Below are 22,020 nucleotides of genomic sequence, written 5' to 3'. Positions count from 1 at the left end.
ATCCGCGTCTAAAGAATTGCTTGTATTGCGCAGCAACCGGATTGAGATTCCGTTTCGCTATATTGTCATTCATAGTATAAACTAATCATGAACAGCTACTTATTACAATTAACAATCATAAAAGTACCAGACCAATGAAAATTACGCAACTGAAACAAAAAGATAATGTCGTGGCATTAAGCACATTAGACATAGACACGCTGATAACAAAAATACGAACGGAAACCCAAAGCCGTCCCGTCTCCACTTTCAGAGAGCAACTGAAATATATGTTACCCGACGAGCCTTGCAGCAGCGCCGAACGACTTCCGAAGATTCTGCCCGCCGCAGAATTTCAGCGAGGAAACGGACACGGGCAAATGAAAAACTACAACGGTATCATAGAACTGACCGTAGGCCCATTGTCAGGAAAAGCCGAAGTAGCCCTGGTAAAACAACGCGCATGGGAACAACCGCAAACCCGCCTCGTATTCACAGGTTCCAGCGGACGGACAGTAAAAATATGGACTACATTCACCCGCCCCGACAACTCCCTGCCGAAGACTCAGGAAGAAGCCGAAGTATTCCACGCCCACGCTTACCGGTTGGCAGTAAAATGTTACCAACCCCAACTGCCTTTCGATATTCTGCCCAAAGAGCCGCATCTGAACCAATACTCCCGCCTTTCATTCGATCCGGAACTGCTATATCGTCCCGGCTCCGTACAGTTCTACCTGTCGCAACCCGCCGGAATGCCCGACGAACCAACCTATCGCGAAACGGTACAGAGCGAGAAGTCACCATTGACGCGTGCAGTTCCGGGAATGACCGAGGAAGATGCCATCAGCATGTTATTCGAAGCATCATTAAGAAAAACTCATACTGACATATCCGAAGCTGAAGCCGCCGGCTCCACTCCCATCAGCGGATTTCAGCCGATAGTGACACTATTAGCCGTCAATTGTTTTCAGTCCGGAATCCCGGAAGAAGAAACAGTGCGCCGCACCATCTTTCATTACTACCTGCGCAGACAAGAAATACTAATCCGGCACATCGTCCATAACGTATATACGGAAAGTAAAGGTTTCGGCAGCAAGACCAGCATGAGTAAAGAGCAGCAGCTTGCCCTGCAAACCGACGAATTCATGAAGCGCCGCTACGAATTCCGTTACAACACACAGATTGGCGAAGTGGAATTTCGCGAACGCCACTCTTTCCGCTTCCGGTTCAACCCTATCGACAAGCGGGCGCTGAACAGTATCGCCTTAGATGCACAACACGAAGGTATCCCGTTGTGGGACAGAGACATCAGCCGCTACGTCTACTCCAACCGCGTGCCGGTGTTCAATCCGCTGGAAGACTTTCTGTACAATCTTCCGGCTTGGGACGGTAAAGACCGTATCCGCGCCCTGGCAGCTACGGTGCCTTGCCGGAATCCGCATTGGACGGAACTGTTCCATCGTTGGTTTCTGAATATGGTAGCACACTGGCGGGGCGGCATGGATAAGAAGTATGCCAACAGTGTTTCTCCCCTACTCGTCGGCGCACAGGGTACACGCAAATCAACTTTCTGTCGCAGCATCATGCCTCCTACGGAGCGCACGTATTACACGGATAGTATAGACTTTTCACGTAAGAAAGACGCCGAGCTTTATCTGAATCGTTTTGCGCTGATAAATATTGACGAGTTCGACCAGGTAAGCCCCACGCAACAAGGGTTCTTAAAGCATATCTTGCAGAAACCCGTAGTGAACGTGCGCAAGCCTTACGCCAATGCGGTGCTGGAGATGCGCCGCTACGCGTCGTTCATTGCCACAAGCAATCAGAAAGATTTACTAACCGACCCATCAGGCAGTCGCCGTTTTATTTGCATTGAGGTAACGGGAGTGATTGATACGAATAAACCAATAGATTATGAACAACTCTATGCACAGGCCATGTACGAATTGGGTCACGGCGAACGGTACTGGTTTGACCAGACCGACGAACGGATTATGACGGAGAACAACCGTGAGTTTGAGCAAATTCCACCCGAAGAACAGTTGTTTTACAGGTATTTCCGTCCGGCGGAAGAGAATGAAGAAGGAGAATGGCTGTCGCCGGCGGAAATTCTGGAGGAAATTCAACGGAATAGCGCAATACCGATTTCGGCAAAAAGGGTGAGTGTGTTCGGAAGGATTTTGCAGAAACATGGGGTAAGGTCGAAGAGGACGAGGAAGGGGACGGAGTATTGTGTGGTGAGAAATGCAGGTAAGTAGGCGCAGTGAGAAGTAAAAGTAGTATGGTTCACATTGATATATCTCCAAATTTTCATTATATTTGCACAGTACAATTTGTAGCTAATACTCAAATAAATCAAATAAAAGGGAGTATTGATAAAATGTATATTGGGACAACTTCCTGTTGTTATACAGCATACGGTTAAATCCTGTAAAACACAGGAGAGTAATGTTGATGACCATTTTCGTGAGGTCACGAAAATGATCGAAATCAGCAAAGGAGGCAAGGACAAACCCATATCCTCACCCGATTACGCGATATTTCATTGTCAAAGTTAACGAGCAAAAATAAAGATATAAATAAAGTAAGATTATGTTTGACGAATTAGAAAAATACAACAATAAAGGACACTTCTTTTTTCGGAAAGTAAGGGGTGATTTCCAACGATTAGCATAGATTACAATTGATTATTAAGGCGTTCATTATGAACGCCTTTCTTTTTGTGCGTATTAGCGATAGTGGTCGTTGATACTGCATTTTCAGCTCATTTTTGTACCGCATTTGTGTCTCGATGGTTTGCCACCTGTTTCTCACCAAACAGGTTGAAGAGAACTGAGACATCATGAGACGTGGTGAGACGCCATGAGACAGTTTTGGCGAAATAATAAGCGAAAAAATGAGTAGTAACATTGACATTCAGAAGAAATGTATGTGGTGTGGACGGGCTTTCACAGCACATAAGATGAGCACCTCCTGTTGCTCACACAAGTGCGCCAGTGCAGCGTACAAAGACAGAGTGAGAAAGGAACGTGTTGTAGCCTATCAGAAAGAGCAATCCATCCAAGAACTAAACGAGTCTATAAAAGACTTGGGGCAAAAAGAATTCTTGACCCCCACCGAAACGGCCAAGCTTTTAGGAATCAGTCGTGCCAGTATTTATCGTTATATGGCAGATAATACAATAAAGGCAGTTCAATTCAAAGGAAAAACACTTATCAGACGAAAAGATATTGATGCCTTATTTGAGAATCCGGCTTCTTACAATAAAAAGCTTCCTAAAGAACGTGCTCCCATCACCGAGTTCTATACTACCGCCGAAGTAAAAGAGAAGAATAACGTCAAAGATTCATGGATTTTCGTAGTCGCCAAGAAGCATAACATCCCCCGGACATTCAATCGTGGTAAAACCTATTGGAGCAAAAAGCATATCGACAACTACTTTGCCAAGAAAGCGGGCGACCCAGAAATAACGGAATGGTATACCGTAGCGGATATTAAGGAAAAGTACGGAATGACATTAACGGCTATCTATGGCCTCGCTTCCGCAAATACTATCCCCAAAAAGAAAGAAGGCAGAATGGTATATTATTCCAAGAAACATTTCGATATAGCCAAAGGTGTAGCCCAACCCGAAGAACCGCAATACTATACCGTGGCAGAAGCTACGGAAAAGTTCAATCTCACCCGCGACCAGCTATATCATTACGCAACTTACCACAACATCTCCAGAGTCAAGGTTGGCAAATACACCAAGATTTCCAAACCCGAACTGGACAAGCTCTTAGGCACCCCCAAGATTGAATAAACATCTCGAAGTTATTTTACGGTGAACGCTATCACCAAGCAATCACCATTTTCCTTTGCAACTAAAAACAAGTATAACCATTTAATTATTAAACGTATGAATCATACATGCACCAAAGTAACTGTTCGCCAAAGAGCAATTAAGAACAACCGTATTTCACTTTATCTGGATTACTGTCCGGCAGTTCGCAACCCCGAGACAATGCAGATGAGCCGCCGGGAATACCTCGGCATCTATATCTATGCCCATCCCAAAAACGAAATGGAGCGGGAGTTCAACAACGATATGTTGAACAAAGCAGAAGCCATCCGTTGCATCCGGGTACAGTCACTCATCAACGAAGAGTTTGGCTTTCTTGATAAGCACAAAATGAAAATGGATTTCCTTGCCTACTTTCTGAAGATGGCGCGTACCAAAGACCAGAAGTGACTGATTGTCTATGCCCATTTCTTCAAATTCGTACAGGGGAAATGTTCTTTTGGTGAGGTGACTGTGGATCTATGCAAAAAGTTCCGCTCCTATCTATTGAGTGCCCACCAGTTGAAACGTAGCAAACTAAAGGTATCCAAAAACTCGGCATCCGGCTACTACTCCACTTTCAGGGGACTACTGAAGATTGCTTACCGGGATAAACTGATCCGTGAGAACATCAACGATTTCTTAGACAAGATTGAAACAGACGATGTAAAAAAAGAATACCTCACATTAGATGAGGTGAAACAGTTGGCCGCTACACCCTGTGATATTCCTGTACTCAAAGCCGCTTCCCTATTCTCCTGCCTGACAGGACTTCGTATCAGTGATATACTGAACCTCAAGTGGGAGGACTTTGAAATCGCCCCCGACCAAGGCCATTGCCTGCGCATCCGAACGCAAAAGACAAAAACCGAAGCCATGTTACCGGTCAGCGAGGAAGCATACGAACTATGCGGAATACCCGACACAGGAAAAGTATTCAAAGGCTTACAGCGCAGCATGACTAACTATCCTCTAAAGAACTGGCTAAAGAAGGCAGGCATAAAGAAACACATAAGCTTTCATTGCTTCCGACACTCATACGCTACCCTACAGATAGCCGCTGGCACCGACATCTACACCGTATCCAAAATGATGACCCACCGGAATGTATCGACTACCCAAATATACGCAGAGCTGGTAAACGCTAAAAAGCGAGAATCAGCAAATAGAATTTCGCTGAAATAGATTGGTATAGTGTGGAGTAAATTTCGCGGCGGCGAAAATAACCGCCGCGAAATCTCGTTTCAAGGATTACATTAACCCGCAAAGCCAGAAACAACTCACTGCATTTGGATTTCAGAAGCGAAAGCGTTATCTTTGTATTCGGATACAATGATATTCAAATAAGTATATTATCACATTAATTAAATACAGTTGTATGCCTTTACTCTATAACTTCGATATAGAAACGCCTGAAGAGTTATTAGCTATTCTGGCTCAGAATATGCAGAAACGCAGGCTTGAAAAAGGGCTTTCCCGGGAAGCACTCACCGAACTGAGTGGTGTCCCGGCACCGACTATTGCCAAATTTGAGCAGAAGCATACTATTTCGCTGGCGTCATACGTAGCGTTGGCCAAAGCATTGGGCTATTCCAAAGCCATCAAAGACCTTCTATCCGAACCGTTATTCAGCACGATGGAGGAACTGGAAATGATTAACAAGAATAAAAACAGAAAGAAGGGACGCAATGAAATCAGTAAATAAACTAACCGTAACCTATCACAACCGGAATGTCGGAACACTGAGCATGACTCCCGATAATCGCCTATGCGCCTTCCAATACGACAAAGAATGGTTGGCCAACGGCTTCTCCATTTCCCCGCTCGACCTGCCGTTAAAACCAGACCTGTTCATTGCCAAGCCGGAACCATTCTGGGGAAATTTCGGTATCTTCGAAGATAGTTTGCCTGATGGTTACGGACGTTACCTGCTTAACCGCTTGCTAAAGAAGCAAGGAGTGAATGATAGCGAGCTTACTCCCTTGCAACGATTGAGTATCGTTGGAACCTCCGGCATGGGGGCGCTATGCTATATTCCGGAAACTTACAGCGGTGAAGAAAAGTCACTTCCCAAACTGGATGATCTTCAGCAAATGGCCTTGGATGTACTGTCAGAGAAATCCGATAAGGACGAAGACGTTCTCTACTTCAATAGTGGTAATTCCGGTGGATGTCGTCCCAAATGCTTGCTCCATGATGCAGAAGGCTCTTGGCTGGTGAAGTTCAGACATACCTACGACCCTAAAGATATGGGGATAATGGAATACCGATACAATGAAATCGCTCGTCAATGTGGAATAACCGTACCGGACTTTAAACTGATGGATGGGAAGTACTTTGCCACCAAACGTTTTGATGTCGAAAACGGAGTCAGATTACATATCGCCACAGCAGGAGCACTTCTCAATGAGTCTATCTCGCAACCTAAACTGGAATATAAAACACTACTCCACTTGACCGGCTACCTTACCCAAGATCCCGGACAGGTAGATGAAATGTTCCGCCGTATGGTTTTCAATGTATTGACCGAAAACAAAGATGACCATGCCAAGAACTTCAGTTTCATTTGCAAAGAGGGTGTCTGGTCATTAGCTCCGGCTTACGATTTAACCCGGTGTAATAACGGGTATAACGGAGAACACGCTACTTCTGTTAATAATCACGGGAACCCAACTGTCGAAGACATGCTTGTTGTGGGAGAGAGTATTCGTATTCCCCGGAAAAGAGGGAGAGAGATGATACAGCGTATTGCAGAAAAGTGCCTCGAAATAACATCAAAGGATTATATCTCCGCTCTAAAGAAGATGTAAATTGTTAAAAACGCCGTTTTGTTGTCGCTAAGGGTAGACAAATGCTACCAAATCGGAGACATAGCTACGCAGTAGCCTAAAAACTATAGGAATCGACTGGTTATTCGCTTATATTTGCGCATAAACAATAATCATCGGTTAGTATGTTGAGCAAAAAAATCGACTACATTATTATATATTCTTTCCTATTGGCATCGATACTGTGTATTGCGATGCTGGTTCGCCTATTCGTGGTAAGGCAATTGCAAATGGATGAGTTTTCCGGGCTGGTAGCTTTTATCATTACGTGTATCCTATTCGGCGCCATCTACTTTAGCTTTCAATCGATTGTGAATGAATGCCTATTGCCTTTGGTGGAGCGTATCTTCGGAAAGGGACAACAGTCTATACACGAATTGAATGTGGAAACTGTACTTACAAAACCAATGGAAACGATCATCCCGAAAGAAGAGGCCAGTATCCCACAATACAATGACTACAAACAGGCCGCTCAACAAAAGATTCAGGAAGAACAAATGCAGATATTAGAGAATGTACTTTGCTACACAGGCCAAGAACTATCATTATATGTGGAAGAAGATGAAATGCAGAAACTCTACAAATACATTCGCCTATTTCAGTTTGCCAGCGAAAAGGAATGTAATAAAATTAAGCCGGCAGTCATCGTAGATCCAAAGTTAAAGCCGATAGACATGATGTACTTCGGTTGGAACATAGGCAACCAATTTAAGAAAACCGGGATTGAAACAGCCACTTTCATCAAACGGGTATTTGCTGAGGTTCTAAAAGAGAATGAAATCTCAACACTAAAGAGTAAGCTACGGTCATCAGACGGAACTTGCATTATTAAAATCAAAAAGGAACTATAATCCTTACTTTCTCTAATCATTGGAGGCAATCACTAACATGGTTGCCTTTTTTATTGTTGAAACTCTGCTAAAAACCAACGCCTTACAGCAATAAGCACCTTCAATCAGTTATTTCTCAGTTATATTCCGGTGCTCCATTTCACCTTCAAATCACTGATTTCCTTTGCACATCAAATATTTAAAAATATAAGATGATGAAAGAAGAAATTACTTTTGATAAGTTACCACAGGCGATAACTTATCTGACCGAACAGGTCGCCGAGTTAAAACAATTAGTGGCGGTACTTCAACCGCCACAATCAGAGAAACATGTATTGGTTGGAATTGATGATGCCTGTCGCATTATCCAGAAAGCCAAACCAACCATCTACACCCTTGTGCGTAAAGGATTGCTTCCTTCCTATAAGAAAGGAAAGAAGTTGTACTTCTACGAGGACGAGTTATTGGAGTGGATCGAGAACGGACGGAGAAATACCCCTGAGCAGAACTACGACCGGATGTTGGCAGAGATGCAGAAAGGCGTTCGTCACAAACCGAAATCAGGTCTTAACCTTTAATTCCCCGCAGTTATGGAAGAAAAAACAATAACGCCGGAGGGGATTATCAACAAGGCGATGGATATGAATATGTCGTTTGCTGGAGCGGAGTTTTCGGTCGGGATATTTCCATCCCAAATTCAGCACATCATATACGAAGTGTACGAGTGCCAAAGTTATCCGATAGACTACACGGCCGCCTCTATGCTGGCTGCTATTGTTGTGGGGATAGGTAATACCCATCTCATACAAATGAAACAGGGATGGGTGGAAAGTGCTATCCTGTTTGTGGCATTGGTTGGGCGACCGGGAGCAAACAAAAGTCATCCGCTCAGCTTTGCAATGAAGCCCTTTATCGACTTCGATTATCGGCAGAACCTTGAATTTGGGAAGCTATACGCCAAATACGAGCAGAATATTTCACTGAGCAAGAAAGAACGTCAGGAGACAGGTGTAGATGAATTCCCACAAGAGCCTATCCGCAAGCGGTTTCTGGTTTCAGATATCACACCTGAAGGGCTGAGCTATATCCATGCACAAAATAAGCGGGGCTTGTGCCTTTGGTCTGACGAGCTTTCGGCATGGTTCAAAAACTTCAATCGTTATAACAACGGTTCGGAAGAACAATTCTGGTTATCGGTATTCAGTGCCAAGACCATCATTTCCGACCGGAAACATGCTAAAAGTTCCGTATTTATTACTCGCCCGTTCATTCCGGTGATTGGTGCCATTCAGAAAAACATCCTCAATGATTTAGCCAGAGGCGACCGTTCCATCAACGGATTTATTGACCGTATCCTGTTTATCATGCCTCCCATTCAGCAGAAAGCCCGGTGGAATGATAAGAATATTTCCGGGGACTTAGAATCGGAGTGGCATACACTGATAAACAGGCTTATCAACATGGAGTATTCGCTTGATGAGAACAACGAGATACACCCCTCGATAGTCACCTTCAGCGAAGAAGCCCGGAAGCTACTCTACCAATGGCAGCATCAACACGCCGAACTGTGCGACAGTATGGGCAACGAAACCCTGCTGGGCATATACTGCAAACTGAAAATCTACATTATCCGCTTTTGCTTGGTGATCCAAATAGCCCGCTGGCTATGTGGGGAGTGTGGAAAGGTTCAAGTAGATACGGAAACAGTTCAAAGGGCTATCCAACTGACGGAATATTTCAAGCAGACCGCCACAAGGGTTCAAAACCTGATGAATGAAACTGCCCTCACCTCTCAACAACAATCCATACTTTTTCAACTTCCCGAACTATTCACTACCGCTCAAGGAGTAGAAATAGCCGCCAGACAAGGCATGAAAGAACGAGCTTTCAAAGAGTTCCTAAGCAAAAGCATCGGAACACTTTTCCAGAAAGATAGGCATGGAGAATATAGAAAAGTATAACCGCATTGTCCACACTATCCACGTTTTGACAGACAGAAATGCGGAAAATGTCGAAAATGCACAATAAAAAAATCAAATGTCACACAGATTCATATTAGAACCATACAAAGGAGTTGCTTCCCGGCACACCTGTCCGGAGTGCAACCACAACAGATGTTTTTCCCGATACATCGATATAGAGAACGTTATCACTTTCCCCGAATATGTAGGACGGTGTGACCGTGAGCAGAAATGCGGTTATCACTTCACGCCCAAAGATTATTTTGAGCAGCACCCGGATAGAAAAGAACGATTGCAAGAACAGACATCTGTTGCACCCAGAAGTTATATGCCACCGCCACCCACAAGCTATATGGATGAAACATTGGTAGAAAAATCCATGAGCCGTTACAGTGAAAACAAACTGTTCCAGTTTTTATCTTCTCAGTTGGGAGAAAGCGAATCGCTGCGACTGATGAAGCTATACCGGGTGGGTACCGCTAATCATTGGCAAGGATCCACTGTATTCTGGCAAACGGATGTTAAAGGCAGAGTGCGTACTGGTAAAATTATGCTTTATAATTCAACTAACGGCAGACGAATTAAAGAACCTCACAACCATATCACATGGGTACATTCCCTAATGAACAAAGAGGGATTCAATCTAAAGCAATGCTTCTTCGGTAAGCACCTGTTGCCCACAGACAACACAAAACCTGTTGCCATTGTTGAGAGCGAAAAAAGTGCTCTCATTGCCAGTTCCTATCTGCCACAATATATATGGATCGCTTCAGGAGGTAAAAACGGATGTTTCCGGGAAGAGAACCTTATCATACTTAAAGATAGAAATGTTGTTCTATTTCCCGATTTGGGCGCCACCGATGATTGGTCGGCTAAAATTTCCACAATGAAACGGTTGGGAATTACGGTTAAACTCTTCGACTATCTTGAAAAAAACGCTACTTCGGAGCAACGGAAGAATGGCTTTGATATTGCCGATTTCCTACTGGAAATGAAACAACCTCAAGCCATCTTACAAAGTATGATCGCTAAGAATCCAGCCCTCAAATTACTGATCAAAGAGTTTGGTTTGATACTTATAGAGAAGCCAATTCAACCTATTTCTAAAGTGAAAAAGAAAGGGTTCAAGCTATAACAAGAAATCGCAGATTTCGGGGGAGCAAGTTTGTGTATTGGTCTGACCAATACCTTGCTCTGCGAGGCAAAAGACATCCCACCGGTCTCATCAAATTTAAAAAGAATCAAGTATGAAAACTATAAAAAATAGAAATAAAAACGGCAGGCCAACCAAAGAGCCAGCCGAGAAAAAAGGCTATAAAGTAACCTTAAAAATGGCGACTGAAGAATACTTTTCGCTCAAAGCGAAAGCAAAGTCGGCAGGCATTACTCGCAGCGAATACATCCGCCGATGTATCCGGTCGAGTGTCGTAAAGCAACGGTTATCATCGGAACTAATGGGCTACATCCGCCAACTTTGCGGGATGGCAAACAATGTAAATCAGATTGCCCACAAAGCCAATGGCGCCGGATATATGGAAGCACATGGCGATTGTCTCGCCATGAATGAACGGTTGGATAACATCATAAAACGAATTGAAGATGATTGCTAAGATTGTACAAGGACGTGGGCTCCGTGGCGTAGTAAATTATGTATTGGATAAGGATAATGCTCAGTTATTGTATTCCGAAGGTGTGAGGACAAAAGACCAAGATTCTATTATCCGAAGTTTCGTTACTCAAAGCAAGATGAATCCGAAGATAGCGAGACCAATCGCACATATCTCGCTGGATTTCTCCGCACAGGATAAAGTCAAGTTGAGTAATGAATTTATGGTACGTGTAGCACAGGAATATCTGAAGAAAATGGGCTATGAAAATACCCAATACATCATAGCCCGGCACCACGATACTGATCATTCGCACATTCACATGGTGATAAACCGCATCGACAACGATGGCAAACGGATTACCGACCAGAACGAAAAGTTACGAAGTACAAAGGTTTGTATGGAATTGACGAAGAAATATGGTCTATACATCGCTTCAGGTAAAGAAAACGTAAAAGAACATCGCCTGAAAGAGCCGGATAAAACCAAGTATGAGATTTACCATGCTCTGCAATCGGCCATCCCGAAATGCCGGAACTGGCAGCAATTACAAACAGAAGTGCAAAAGTCCGGTATTACGATTGACCTTCGCAAAAACGGCAGTACTGAACGAATACAAGGTGTTCGGTTCGATAAAAACGGTTACGGATTCAACGGTTCCAAGATTGACCGTTCATGCAGCTATTCCAAAATAAGTTTCCAGTTGCAGCAGAATGACAGGCAGCAACAAACAGACTTACATCAACAGCCACAGACAATCCGGCAAGATCATTCGCCTGGCTTATCATCTATGGCAGAATCGGTCGTGTCCGGTCTGGGTGGTTTATTCGATATTCAGCCCTCATCCGGGTATGATGAAAACGAGGTCGAAGCCAAGAAACAAGAGGCTAAGAAGAAGAAAAAGAAAAAAAGACGTAAAATATAAACAATTAAAAACATTGAATTATGGCATCAGATAAAATAGATGCTTCGGCAGTATATGTACTGTTCGAAGAACTAAAACAAAAAATTGTAGAACAGGGTAAGAACGCAGCGCAGCCCGTTCATACAGAATCAATGGTTAATTCCGCAGAAATAACGACGTTGATAGAAGAGTTACAAAAAGTTATAAACCAAAAGCAGTTTACACCGGATCAAATAGAGGAATTGCGGGAAAACATGGCAGAATTCACCGGATGCGCATTAGGAAAGTCTTTTGAGAAGTTAGATGGAGATTTTGAGAAAATTACCGACCTCATCAACCAACTTAACAAAAAGATTGAACCTTTGAATGTCCCTCAGAACTTTGTTATCAGGAGAGAACATGCTTTCAGTCTGGACTTCAAGAATAGCAAAGCAACAATTACCATGATAGCAATGAGTTTGGTCATTCTTCTCTCTCTGGCCGGAAACGTTTGGCAAACCACTCGCAACAGCCAACTGAAAGACAATGACCTGAAGTATCGCTATATCAACATGCAAGGCGAAGCCAATCCGGAGAACTTACTCAGACTGGAAACTGTCTTTACCTATGACCGGAACAAAGACAGTATTGCCGTCATCCGCGAACGGGTAGAAACCTACGAGCGTTTGGTCAAAGAACAAGCCGAGAAGATAGAGCGGGAAAGGCTGAATACAAAAGAAGCGGAAAGGCTGGAAAGGGAAGTGGAAAACATAAAGAGATGAAAACGATGTAAAATACTAATATTCAAAATAATATCATGAAGTTTTTTGTCTCCACTTTATATTTTGTAGATTTTCTACTTAGAAATATTTTATTTACTCAAATTTTATTTATATCTTTGTAGCGAGATTACAAAATCAGACATCGAATGCAAAAAAAGATACAAGATATAGCAACTATCCGTTCCGGCGCTTATATAAAAGAGGTACCGGAGGGAGTAGTTTGCTACTTGCAGGTAAGTGATTTTAATAGAACGGAAGGGAAATTTTTACTCCCAAAGCCCACATTAGAATTCAATAGCAAAATAGAGAGCCATTTGATGTTAGAGGGCGATCTAATATTTGCAGCTAAAGGAGCCTCTAACTTCTGCACTGTCTTTGATGAAAGAATGGGTAAAGCAGTAGCTTCCTCGTCCTTTTTGGTTATCAGAATCACAGATCGCACAATTATCACACCTGATTATTTGTGTTGGATTTTAAACAGAGAAGATTCTCTTACATTTTTCAAAGCAAATGCCATTGGTACTTCCATTCCTTCGATTGGAAAAACATTGGTAGAAGAATTTGGAATTGACATTCCAACCATGCAAGTGCAGCAAAAGATAATTGAGATTGCCCGATTACAACGCCAAGAACAGAAGCTTTATCGGCAAATTTCGGATCTACGCAACAAATTGACACAACAACAATTAATTGAAATAGCAAAATAAAATCATAATTTTATGGAAAATAAAATAGCACAACAGGATATCAACCGTATAGTTTGGAAAGCCTGTGATACCTTCCGGGGAGTAATAGATCCCAGTCAATACAAAGACTACATTTTAACTATGCTTTTTCTCAAGTATGTAAGTGATGTCTATGATTCGAAGTATAAAGAATACCTGGATCGCTACAATAATGACGAAGAACGTGCCCGGAGAGCAATGAAGCGCGAACGATTTGGTGTTCCTGAAGAAAGTTCGTTCGGTTACTTGTACGAACATCGGAATGAAAACAATATAGGCGAATTGATTAACATCGCGTTAGCCAACTTGGAAGAGGCTAATCGTGAAAAGATGAGTAGTGAAGATGGTAGTGGTATTTTCAGGAATATTGATTTCAATAGCAGCAATTTGGGTGATACTAAAGATAAAAACACCCGGTTAAAGAATTTGTTAATTGATTTCTCAGACAGTAAACTTAATTTCGATCCGTCGCATTTGGAAAGTAATGATGTGATTGGTGATGCCTATATGTATTTAGTATCTACTTTCGCGAGCGATGCCGGTAAAAAAGCCGGAGATTTCTTCACACCTGCCGAAGTTTCGTCATTACTTGCTAAATTAACCAAAAGCAATCCCGGTGCACGGATTTGTGACCCGACTTGTGGCTCAGGCTCGTTACTAATTAAGGCCGGGAAAGAAATTGGAAATGATAATTTTTCGCTCTATGGACAGGAACTGAATGGTAGCACATGGGCATTAGCCATGATGAATATGTTCCTGCACGGATTCGATAACGCGACTATCCGCTGGGGCGACACTTTGCGTTCCCCTAAATTGTTGGAAGGCGATAAATTGATGAAGTTTGATACAGTAGTGGCCAATCCACCGTTTTCATTGGATAAGTGGGGGGCCGACGAAGCGGAACACGATCAATACAACCGTTTCTGGCGGGGTGTTCCCCCAAAAAGCAAGGGCGACTGGGCTTTTATCAGTCACATGATAGAAGTAGCCTATGAAGGACGAGGGAAAGTAGGTGTAGTTGTTCCTCATGGTGTATTGTTTCGTGGAGCCGGCGAAGGTAAAATCCGTCAAAAAACGATTGAAGAAAACTTACTGGAAGCCGTTATCGGATTACCGGCTAATTTATTCTTCGGTACCGGTATCCCTGCTGCAATTGTTATTTTCAACAAAGGCAAGAAAACGGATAATGTATTATTTATTGATGCCAGCAAGAAATTTGAATCAGGGAAAAACCAAAACAAATTACGTCCACAGGACATTGACCATATCATAACTACCTATCGTAATTTTACAAAGGGTAAGCTAAGCGAAGGTGTAGTGGAAGATAAATATGCATACATAGCTACACCGAATGAAATTGCAGAAAACGACTACAATCTCAACATTCCTCGTTATGTCGATACATTTGAGGAAGAGGCCGAAATAGATATTCCGGCAGTACAACAAGAAATCGACAAACTGGAAAAGGAACTCACCGAAGTTCAAGGTAAAATGAAGGAATATCTAAAAGAATTAGGATATTAAACTCAGGAATTAATTATGAAATCAGCAGAAATAGTAGATTTATTCAGTCGTTTTGAAGCGGCAGCAGCCGAATACGAAGGCATTGAATGTTGGAGTGCTCGCGAGTTACAATCTCTTTTAGGGTATTCCAAATGGGAAAATTTTTCCAAAGTAATTGAAAAAGCAAAAGAATCCTGCACAAATGCCGGAGGAAACGTTTCCGACCATTTTCCTGACGTCAGGAAAATGGTTTCAATTGGTTCCGGAGCGGAAAAGCCAATAGAAGATATTTTGCTCACTCGTTATGCCTGTTATCTGATTGCTCAAAACGGAGATAGCCGCAAGCCCGAAATAGCCTTTGCCCAAAATTATTTTGCCGTACAAACCCGCAGAGCAGAAATTATTGAGCAACGACTCTTGGAAGCAGAACGGGTAAAAGCGCGTGCAAAGTTACAAGAAACAGAGAATAAATTATCCGGTATTCTTTACGAAAGAGGAGTGGACGATAAAGGTTTTGGTATTATCCGCTCAAAAGGTGACCAGGCATTATTTGGTCTTACCACGGCTTTGTTGAAACGAAAAATGGGAGTGCCGGATGGTAGGCCGTTGGCCGATTTTCTTCCTACGGTAAGCATTAAAGCCAAAGACTTTGCTGCTGCCATGACAGCTGAAAATGTACAGATTAAAAACTTATCGGGACAATCGGCTATAGAAAGAGAGCATGTTGATAATAATATGGGCGTACGAAAAATTATGATTGAAAGAGGTTTGAGGCCTGAAAATTTACCTGTAGCCGAAGATGTCAAGAAAATAGAACGAAGGTTGAAAAGTGAGGAAAAGAAATTGTCCGGGAAGCAAAGTAAAAAAAGGAATAATGATCAATCACATCCGTTTTGAAAACATACAAGCATTGTTTTTCTCGGGCGACATCCACGGAGAGTTCGAAACAATTGTCTATAAGCTCAACCAGCTTACCGATACGGTACTGATTGTTTGCGGCGATATTGGCATGGGATTTTATAAGGACGAATATTATCTGAACTTGTTTCAGAGACTCAACCTGAAATTTTCGAAGAAAAACAACTATTTGCTTATGCTTCGGGGCAACCATGATAACCCTGATTTTTTCAACGGATCGTTTAAAGAATATAAACACGTTTATCTGATACCGGATTATAGTGTTGTTTCGGTAAATCAAACGAATATAGTCTGCATTGGCGGGGCTACTTCTATTGACCGTTCTTATCGAATCGAAGAAGAACAGCGAGGTCGGAGAAAAACTTATTGGGGAGATGCGGAATTGCCATATTTTGACGAAGAAAAATTGAATGAAATAAACAGCTTATATCCTGACAATATCCAAATTGTAGCCACGCACACTTGCCCTTCTTTTGCATACCCTACAATAAAGGGAAATATCAGAGAGTGGTTGAATATTGATGAAAGTTTGGAGCAAACCATTGACACGGAGCGCACAACCATAGATAAGATCTTTGATAAGCTAAAGGAAAAACAAAAGAATATAACAGATTGGTATTACGGCCATTTTCACGAACATAAATTGGAACAGCACTATGGAATTAATTTCAGATTGTGCGATTGCGCCGAATTAAACGAATACATGGCTTTTAGAAACTACAAATAATGAAACAGACTAACAATATAATACCGCAAGGATACAGAGATAGTCCGCTGGGGATTATTCCGGAGGAGTGGGATTGTGTTTACATTGAAGATATTGCTTTTATTGACAAAGAGAGTTTGACTGCTAAAACACCTGTTGATTATGAATTTGATTATATTTCACTATCCGATGTTGATAGTGAGGATTTCAAAATAGAAACAACGAGACAAGTCTTTAAAACTGCACCTTCTAGAGCAAGACGGATTGTAAAAAAAGGAGATATACTTTTATCAACGGTTCGACCAAATCTTCAAGGATTTTCGATTATAAAAAGAGATGTTAAAGATTTAATTGCTTCAACTGGATTTGCCATATTAACTGCAAAAACTTGCAATAATAGATATTTGTTTCAGTACTTATTTTGTTCTTTGATATCAAAACAATTTTATCAATTATTAGTAGGTTCAAATTACCCGGCTATTAACTCATCAGATGTTAGGAAACTAAAAATACCGCTACCTCCTCTTCCAGAACAACAAAAAATAGCCGAAATACTTTCTGTTTGGGATGAAGCCATTGAAAAACAAAACCAACTCATTGCTCAACTCGAAACTCGCAAACGTGGATTGATGCAGCAATTGCTTACAGGTAAAAAGCGGTTGAAAGGGTTTGGAGGAAAGTGGGAATTCGTAAAAGCCAAAGAAGTCTTTTCCGAGATATCCGAAAGCAATGATAATAATCCACATACAGTGATGACAATATCAGCCAGGCAAGGTTTGATTTCACAAAAAGATAAATTTGATAGAATAATTGCTGGCGAGAGTCTTAGCAAATATACATTAATTCAAAAAGATGATTTTGCCTACAATAAAGGAAATTCAAATTTGTATGAGATGGGATGTGTATATCAATTAGAAAATATTTCATCGGCATTAGTTCCCTTTGTATATATCTGCTTCAGACCGACAAACAAAATTTGTTCCAAATTTTACAAACATTGGTTTGCCAATCATGGGTTAGACAGGCAACTTAAAAGAGTTATAACATCGGGAGCGAGAGGTGATGGTTTGTTAAATGTTAATGCGAAGGATTTTTTTTCATTGTTATTGCCATATCCATCTACCAAAGAACAAACTACTATCGCCAATATTCTATCAGATGCCGATAACGAAATTAGCCTAACTAAGCAAAAATTAATTGTACTGAAAGAACAGAAGAAAGGGCTGATGCAGCAGTTATTAACCGGAAAAAAGAGAGTGAAAATATAAGATTATGGAAAAACTGAATATAAAAGGAATGATTGAGAGTGTTATTGAGGATATTTCAAATGATTCTTCAATAAGTACTTTTATTTTTAAAGTTCAGCTTATTAGCAGATATTTGCGAAACAAGGAATTTTCGCAATGGATTAAAAATGAAATCAATGGCTATTCTTCGGATGAAGCTCTGCCAGATTATAGAATATTTTCAACTCAGGTAAAAGCAAACTTAATTGTAGAACAGCCTTTTCGAGGGATTCTGAAACTCAAAAATCACACAATGCCAATCGCTCACCTACCAAACGATGTAGCAAGAGATATTTCAAAAATCTATTTAAGACAGTCTTTGGTTTCATTAGAAGAGATAATAAATTCTAAAGAAGAAGGAGAAATAGCATTTTCCACTTCTGAATATGAAAGATTTCATTTGAAAAAGATTTATCAGAATAGTACGATATTAAGCGCTCACAAAACATTTAATAGATCTGACATTAATCTTGTAGTTTATAAATTCAAATCAACTTTATTAGAAATGTTTTGTGACTTCAATGATAAAATCTTTAATGACGAAATAGATTTCGATATAATGACTAAGAAAAAAGAAATAGACAAGATTGTTAATCAGACGATCAACACCGGCATCTATATCACAGATGGAAGTAATGCAAATATTTCAGATTCCACAATGATTGGAGGGCAAGGAAATAATGTTCAAATTAGTAGTACTGCAAAAAAGGAAATAGAAGAAATTGTTTTAAAAATAGAAGCTTTAGCAAATGAAATAGATGAAGATAGAACTGATATTGCAGATGCAATTTTGTCTATTCGCGAAGAATTAGAGAATAAAATACCTCGTCCCAAATTTCTCAAAACGGCATTTAATTCATTCAAAGCTATTGGAACAGGAGTGATAGCAAATAAAATTACTCCACTTGTCGATTCTGCAATAGAAATAATAAACAAAATTTGAGCCTTATGATAGAAATTACCAAGAATTTATACATCGGTTCACAAGACGATTATGAGTTGAATGTAAAATTTCAACCTGATTGGTTTGTTATACATGCTTGTAAAGAACCATATCACCGTCAGGCCTTAGGCTACACAGGGAGGGCGGTTGCAAATACTCATCCGGAATATCTAATTGCAGAAAGAGATAATAGATTAATTCTTAATCTTGTTGACGTAGCAGACCCAAAATATATTGCAAAAGAGATTATCGACAAGGCCATTGTGACAATAGATGCAAATATTGACAGTAGAAATGTCCTGGTTCACTGTAATCAAGGGATGTCCCGATCGGCAACAATAGGACTGCTGTATCTCCATCATGCCGGAATTATTACTACGGATAATTTTAAGGAAGCCGAAGAAGAATTTTTAAAGCTATATCCAAATTATAATCCGGCAAATGGAATGAGAGCGTTTGCAGAAACATATTGGAATGATTATAATAAGAAATAAAAGAAAATATATATTTATGGGATTAAAAGAAGACATTATTAGTAAAGCGAAAGAAATAGAATCTGCCGAATTCAAAGTTGAACAAACAACAAGTGTTCCAACCATTGATAATTCTAAATTAACATTTGGATGTACAGGGCTGGAATTTGAATCAACAGTCCTTTTTATAGATATGCGTGGTTCTACAGCAATGTTAAATAAGCACAGGAAGAGAGTTGTTGCGAAAATACACATGATCTATTATCACACTATCGTCAAAATAGCGAAAGATACAGGTGGCGAAATAAGAAGTTTTAATGGAGATAGTTTGTTAGTTTTTTATCCAGGAACGACTAAAAGCACTCTATCCAATGCTGTTAGGGCTGCTATGAAAATGAGGTATGCTATCACCGAATTGGTTAATGACAAACTTAAGAGCTATACTGATATTAATTTTGGAATTGGCATCGATCATGGGAAAATATTGGCTACTAAAGTTGGCATTGGAGGTTGTGATATGACTAAAGATCTTATTTGGATAGGAAATTCCGTAAATAAATCAGCGAAAATAAGTGATCAATGTAAAGAACCTACTTATGTCGGTATTTCAAAATATGTCTATGACATTTTAATGGACTATGTTAAATATGGTACAAGAAAGAATTATTGGGGTCAAGATGAAAAAGTGGATATGTGGACACAAACTTCATTTCAATACAACGGTAGTTGGGAGACTTATTATCAAACCTCATGGTATTTCTACCTTTAATTTTTGATTTATGGATAAACAAGCAAAGAAAGATTACGGAATAGAAATTCATAACCAAGTTATCGGATGGACAGAAAATTGTGATACAAAAGCATCTATCCTAATTGCTTTTCTAGGAATTTTTGTATCTATACTATTCACAAGCGACTATGTTTTAAGTTCATTACAAGAACTAATCTCTCCAATATTTATATATTGGAAAACGGGGAATGGAGGATTTCATTTTTTCTCGTTAACTATTTTCATATTGTTAGGACTCTCTGTGTTTTTTATGGGTTCGACAATTGTATTATTGTTCAATGTTTTGTCAGGAAAGACAATTTGCAATGAAAATTCTAATATTTTTTTCGGAAAAATCCAAGAGCAGCCTATTGATGAATACCTAAATAAGATCGACACAATAGATGAAGAAGAGGTGCTTAAAGATGGATTTATTCAAATTCACAATTGTTCGAAACGATGCGCGGAAAAATTTTCCAACTATAATAAGGCTGTAGTAAAAACCAAGTGGGGTTTATTGTTTCTCGCTCTATTTATGATTTGTATTTTAGTTCACAACGCATAAAAAATAGCAATGAACATCTCTTTCAAAGAAGACCACATCAGCCAGATTCCCGCTTTGCAACTTTTGCAAAAACTGGGATATACCTATCTTTCACCGGAGGAAGCGCTTGAATTGCGTGGCGGTAAAATCAATCAGGTAATATTGGAACCAATCCTGCGTAAGCAGTTGGAAGCTATTAATTCCATTCAGGTATCAAGTAGCCGTATGGCTTACTTTTCCTCCCAAAACATTGAGAACGGAATAGAGGCCTTGCGGAATATCCCGATGGAAGAGGGTTATATCAGCGGCAGCGAATACATTTATAACTTGCTTACATTGGGTAAAGCCCTCGAACAAAGCATTGACGGAGATAAAAAAAGTTTTACGCTGAACTATATCGACTGGAAACATCCCGAACGGAACGTTTTCCATGTAACCGAAGAATTTCCGGTTGCCCGTATGGGAATGAATGACACGTATCGTCCTGATATTGTATTGTTCGTAAACGGCATTCCGTTAGGCATCATCGAATGTAAACGACCGGACATTAAAGATTCGTTGGAACAAGCCATCTCTCAACATCTGCGAAACCAGCGGGAAGACGGCATCCGGCAACTATATGTTTATTCGGCTCTAACGTTGGCAATTGCCAATCAGTCTGCCTCGTATGCCACCACAGCTACGCCGGCAAAATTCTGGGCAAAATGGACAGAACAGTTTTCGACCAAAGAAGAAGAGAATGAATACAATGCAACTATTTATCGAATAGTCAATACATCGCTTACGGATACGCAGCGCGACCGGCTATTCACTTCGCGCTTCCGGTATGTGAAAGAACATTTTGCTCAATTGGAGCAAGAACCGGTCAATCCAACCGAGCAAGACCGTTATTTGTGTAGTTTATGCCATCCGGCAAGATTGTTGGATTTAGTGTTTAACTTCACGGTCTATGACGACGGAGTAAAAAAAATTGCCCGCTACCAACAATACTTCGCCATCAAAAAAGTGATGGAGCGGATTCGTCCGTTAGAAGGCGGTAAACGAAAAGGCGGTGTGATATGGCATACACAAGGAAGTGGTAAGTCATTAACTATGGTGATGTTGGCGCAAGCTATCGTTTTGGATAAAAGTATTCGTAATCCGAAAATCATATTAGTAACCGACCGTACCGATTTAGACCGGCAGATCACAGGTACTTTCAAGAAATGCGGTATTTATGTAGAAAATGCTACCACCGGAGCCCGATTGATTCAATTGCTCGAAAGTAAAAGTGATGCGGTTATTACTACCGTTATCAATAAATTTGAAAAAGCGGTAAAAGGTATCAAACAAGCGTTGACCGATCCGAATATTTTTGTGTTGGTGGACGAGGGGCATCGCAGCCAGTACGGAGATATGAACATCCAGATGCAGAAAACCCTGCCGAACGCCTGCTTCATTGCCATGACCGGTACGCCGTT

General features: G+C 40.8%; 21 protein-coding genes and 1 pseudogene. All 22 read left to right on the top strand.

All coding sequences use genetic code 11. The annotated features are described in order from the left end of the window. Nucleotides 1-134: 134 nt before the first annotated feature. Nucleotides 135-2,237 carry a BT4734/BF3469 family protein gene (locus B2Z67_RS00580; RefSeq protein ID WP_291527871.1) on the top strand — a complete coding sequence of 701 codons (2,103 nt, stop codon included), beginning with the start codon at nucleotides 135-137 and terminating at the stop codon, nucleotides 2,235-2,237. A gap of 638 nt (nucleotides 2,238-2,875) precedes the next feature. Further along, the gene (locus tag B2Z67_RS00575; RefSeq protein WP_291527870.1) at nucleotides 2,876-3,784 is read left to right on the top strand and encodes a helix-turn-helix domain-containing protein; all 909 of its coding nucleotides are present in this window, start codon (nucleotides 2,876-2,878) and stop codon (nucleotides 3,782-3,784) included. 96 nt (nucleotides 3,785-3,880) lie between these two features. Next, nucleotides 3,881-4,987 (top strand): annotated as a pseudogene (locus B2Z67_RS00570) (tyrosine-type recombinase/integrase). A gap of 193 nt (nucleotides 4,988-5,180) precedes the next feature. Continuing rightward, complete coding sequence (locus B2Z67_RS00565; protein WP_291527869.1) at nucleotides 5,181-5,507, top strand: helix-turn-helix domain-containing protein; 327 nt, start codon at nucleotides 5,181-5,183, stop codon at nucleotides 5,505-5,507. Then, complete coding sequence (locus tag B2Z67_RS00560; protein ID WP_291527868.1) at nucleotides 5,491-6,612, top strand: type II toxin-antitoxin system HipA family toxin; 1,122 nt, start codon at nucleotides 5,491-5,493, stop codon at nucleotides 6,610-6,612. Before B2Z67_RS00565 ends, B2Z67_RS00560 begins: the two co-directional genes overlap by 17 nt. Nucleotides 6,613-6,755: 143 nt before the next feature. Further along, nucleotides 6,756-7,481, top strand: a complete 726-nt coding sequence (locus B2Z67_RS00555) for a hypothetical protein (protein WP_291527867.1) — start codon at nucleotides 6,756-6,758, stop codon at nucleotides 7,479-7,481. A gap of 191 nt (nucleotides 7,482-7,672) precedes the next feature. Further along, complete coding sequence (locus tag B2Z67_RS00550; RefSeq protein ID WP_291527866.1) at nucleotides 7,673-8,038, top strand: helix-turn-helix domain-containing protein; 366 nt, start codon at nucleotides 7,673-7,675, stop codon at nucleotides 8,036-8,038. 12 nt (nucleotides 8,039-8,050) lie between these two features. Next, a complete protein-coding gene (locus tag B2Z67_RS00545) occupies nucleotides 8,051-9,421 on the top strand; it encodes a DUF3987 domain-containing protein (protein WP_291527865.1) in 1,371 nt (456 codons plus the stop codon). 76 nt (nucleotides 9,422-9,497) lie between these two features. Further along, nucleotides 9,498-10,556 carry a DUF6371 domain-containing protein gene (locus tag B2Z67_RS00540; RefSeq protein WP_291527864.1) on the top strand — a complete coding sequence of 353 codons (1,059 nt, stop codon included), beginning with the start codon at nucleotides 9,498-9,500 and terminating at the stop codon, nucleotides 10,554-10,556. 112 nt (nucleotides 10,557-10,668) lie between these two features. Continuing rightward, nucleotides 10,669-11,031 carry a MobC family plasmid mobilization relaxosome protein gene (locus B2Z67_RS00535; protein WP_291527863.1) on the top strand — a complete coding sequence of 121 codons (363 nt, stop codon included), beginning with the start codon at nucleotides 10,669-10,671 and terminating at the stop codon, nucleotides 11,029-11,031. Beyond that, nucleotides 11,021-11,953, top strand: a complete 933-nt coding sequence (locus B2Z67_RS00530; RefSeq protein WP_291527862.1) for a relaxase/mobilization nuclease domain-containing protein — start codon at nucleotides 11,021-11,023, stop codon at nucleotides 11,951-11,953. Before B2Z67_RS00535 ends, B2Z67_RS00530 begins: the two co-directional genes overlap by 11 nt. Before the next feature lie 20 nt (nucleotides 11,954-11,973). Beyond that, nucleotides 11,974-12,693 (top strand): hypothetical protein, encoded by a 720-nt coding sequence (locus tag B2Z67_RS00525; protein WP_291527861.1) that lies wholly within the window; start codon nucleotides 11,974-11,976, stop codon nucleotides 12,691-12,693. A gap of 146 nt (nucleotides 12,694-12,839) precedes the next feature. Next, on the top strand, nucleotides 12,840-13,400 hold the full coding sequence (locus B2Z67_RS00520) for a restriction endonuclease subunit S (RefSeq protein WP_291527860.1): 561 nt from the start codon (nucleotides 12,840-12,842) through the stop codon (nucleotides 13,398-13,400). A gap of 12 nt (nucleotides 13,401-13,412) precedes the next feature. Continuing rightward, nucleotides 13,413-14,942, top strand: a complete 1,530-nt coding sequence (locus B2Z67_RS00515; RefSeq protein ID WP_291527859.1) for a type I restriction-modification system subunit M — start codon at nucleotides 13,413-13,415, stop codon at nucleotides 14,940-14,942. A 15-nt stretch (nucleotides 14,943-14,957) separates the two neighbouring features. Continuing rightward, on the top strand, nucleotides 14,958-15,818 hold the full coding sequence (gene dinD, locus B2Z67_RS00510) for a DNA damage-inducible protein D (protein ID WP_291527858.1): 861 nt from the start codon (nucleotides 14,958-14,960) through the stop codon (nucleotides 15,816-15,818). Next, nucleotides 15,796-16,566 carry a metallophosphoesterase gene (locus B2Z67_RS00505; protein ID WP_291527857.1) on the top strand — a complete coding sequence of 257 codons (771 nt, stop codon included), beginning with the start codon at nucleotides 15,796-15,798 and terminating at the stop codon, nucleotides 16,564-16,566. The genes dinD and B2Z67_RS00505 overlap by 23 nt, the downstream gene beginning before the upstream one ends. Beyond that, nucleotides 16,566-17,813: a restriction endonuclease subunit S gene (locus B2Z67_RS00500; protein WP_291527856.1), complete on the top strand. Its 1,248-nt coding sequence runs from the start codon at nucleotides 16,566-16,568 to the stop codon at nucleotides 17,811-17,813. Before B2Z67_RS00505 ends, B2Z67_RS00500 begins: the two co-directional genes overlap by 1 nt. A gap of 4 nt (nucleotides 17,814-17,817) precedes the next feature. Further along, nucleotides 17,818-18,774, top strand: a complete 957-nt coding sequence (locus B2Z67_RS00495) for a hypothetical protein (RefSeq protein WP_291527855.1) — start codon at nucleotides 17,818-17,820, stop codon at nucleotides 18,772-18,774. 5 nt (nucleotides 18,775-18,779) lie between these two features. Next, entirely contained in the window at nucleotides 18,780-19,268 is a 489-nt protein-coding gene (locus B2Z67_RS00490) for a phosphatase (RefSeq protein WP_291527854.1), read from the top strand. 16 nt (nucleotides 19,269-19,284) lie between these two features. Further along, nucleotides 19,285-20,016: an adenylate/guanylate cyclase domain-containing protein gene (locus B2Z67_RS00485; protein WP_291527853.1), complete on the top strand. Its 732-nt coding sequence runs from the start codon at nucleotides 19,285-19,287 to the stop codon at nucleotides 20,014-20,016. 10 nt (nucleotides 20,017-20,026) lie between these two features. Beyond that, nucleotides 20,027-20,581, top strand: a complete 555-nt coding sequence (locus B2Z67_RS00480; protein WP_291527852.1) for a hypothetical protein — start codon at nucleotides 20,027-20,029, stop codon at nucleotides 20,579-20,581. Between the two features lie 9 nt (nucleotides 20,582-20,590). Next, nucleotides 20,591-22,020, top strand: a 1,430-nt coding sequence (locus B2Z67_RS00475; RefSeq protein ID WP_291527851.1) for an HsdR family type I site-specific deoxyribonuclease, incomplete at its 3' end; no start/stop codon positions are given.

This window comes from Bacteroides sp. UBA939 (genome assembly GCF_002293435.1).
Taxonomy (GTDB): Bacteria; Bacteroidota; Bacteroidia; order Bacteroidales; family Bacteroidaceae; genus Bacteroides.
This window is presented reverse-complemented; position numbering and strand designations above follow the sequence as displayed.

What these genes read in the sequence shown, in the direction of transcription:
- B2Z67_RS00580 (WP_291527871.1), top strand. Translation starts at nt 135, where the DNA reads ATGAAAATTACGCAACTGAAACAAAAAGATAATGTCGTGGCATTAAGC.
- B2Z67_RS00575 (WP_291527870.1), top strand. Translation starts at nt 2,876, where the DNA reads ATGAGTAGTAACATTGACATTCAGAAGAAATGTATGTGGTGTGGACGG.
- B2Z67_RS00565 (WP_291527869.1), top strand. Translation starts at nt 5,181, where the DNA reads ATGCCTTTACTCTATAACTTCGATATAGAAACGCCTGAAGAGTTATTA.
- B2Z67_RS00560 (WP_291527868.1), top strand. Translation starts at nt 5,491, where the DNA reads ATGAAATCAGTAAATAAACTAACCGTAACCTATCACAACCGGAATGTC.
- B2Z67_RS00555 (WP_291527867.1), top strand. Translation starts at nt 6,756, where the DNA reads ATGTTGAGCAAAAAAATCGACTACATTATTATATATTCTTTCCTATTG.
- B2Z67_RS00550 (WP_291527866.1), top strand. Translation starts at nt 7,673, where the DNA reads ATGATGAAAGAAGAAATTACTTTTGATAAGTTACCACAGGCGATAACT.
- B2Z67_RS00545 (WP_291527865.1), top strand. Translation starts at nt 8,051, where the DNA reads ATGGAAGAAAAAACAATAACGCCGGAGGGGATTATCAACAAGGCGATG.
- B2Z67_RS00540 (WP_291527864.1), top strand. Translation starts at nt 9,498, where the DNA reads ATGTCACACAGATTCATATTAGAACCATACAAAGGAGTTGCTTCCCGG.
- B2Z67_RS00535 (WP_291527863.1), top strand. Translation starts at nt 10,669, where the DNA reads ATGAAAACTATAAAAAATAGAAATAAAAACGGCAGGCCAACCAAAGAG.
- B2Z67_RS00530 (WP_291527862.1), top strand. Translation starts at nt 11,021, where the DNA reads ATGATTGCTAAGATTGTACAAGGACGTGGGCTCCGTGGCGTAGTAAAT.
- B2Z67_RS00525 (WP_291527861.1), top strand. Translation starts at nt 11,974, where the DNA reads ATGGCATCAGATAAAATAGATGCTTCGGCAGTATATGTACTGTTCGAA.
- B2Z67_RS00520 (WP_291527860.1), top strand. Translation starts at nt 12,840, where the DNA reads ATGCAAAAAAAGATACAAGATATAGCAACTATCCGTTCCGGCGCTTAT.
- B2Z67_RS00515 (WP_291527859.1), top strand. Translation starts at nt 13,413, where the DNA reads ATGGAAAATAAAATAGCACAACAGGATATCAACCGTATAGTTTGGAAA.
- dinD (WP_291527858.1), top strand. Translation starts at nt 14,958, where the DNA reads ATGAAATCAGCAGAAATAGTAGATTTATTCAGTCGTTTTGAAGCGGCA.
- B2Z67_RS00505 (WP_291527857.1), top strand. Translation starts at nt 15,796, where the DNA reads ATGATCAATCACATCCGTTTTGAAAACATACAAGCATTGTTTTTCTCG.
- B2Z67_RS00500 (WP_291527856.1), top strand. Translation starts at nt 16,566, where the DNA reads ATGAAACAGACTAACAATATAATACCGCAAGGATACAGAGATAGTCCG.
- B2Z67_RS00495 (WP_291527855.1), top strand. Translation starts at nt 17,818, where the DNA reads ATGGAAAAACTGAATATAAAAGGAATGATTGAGAGTGTTATTGAGGAT.
- B2Z67_RS00490 (WP_291527854.1), top strand. Translation starts at nt 18,780, where the DNA reads ATGATAGAAATTACCAAGAATTTATACATCGGTTCACAAGACGATTAT.
- B2Z67_RS00485 (WP_291527853.1), top strand. Translation starts at nt 19,285, where the DNA reads ATGGGATTAAAAGAAGACATTATTAGTAAAGCGAAAGAAATAGAATCT.
- B2Z67_RS00480 (WP_291527852.1), top strand. Translation starts at nt 20,027, where the DNA reads ATGGATAAACAAGCAAAGAAAGATTACGGAATAGAAATTCATAACCAA.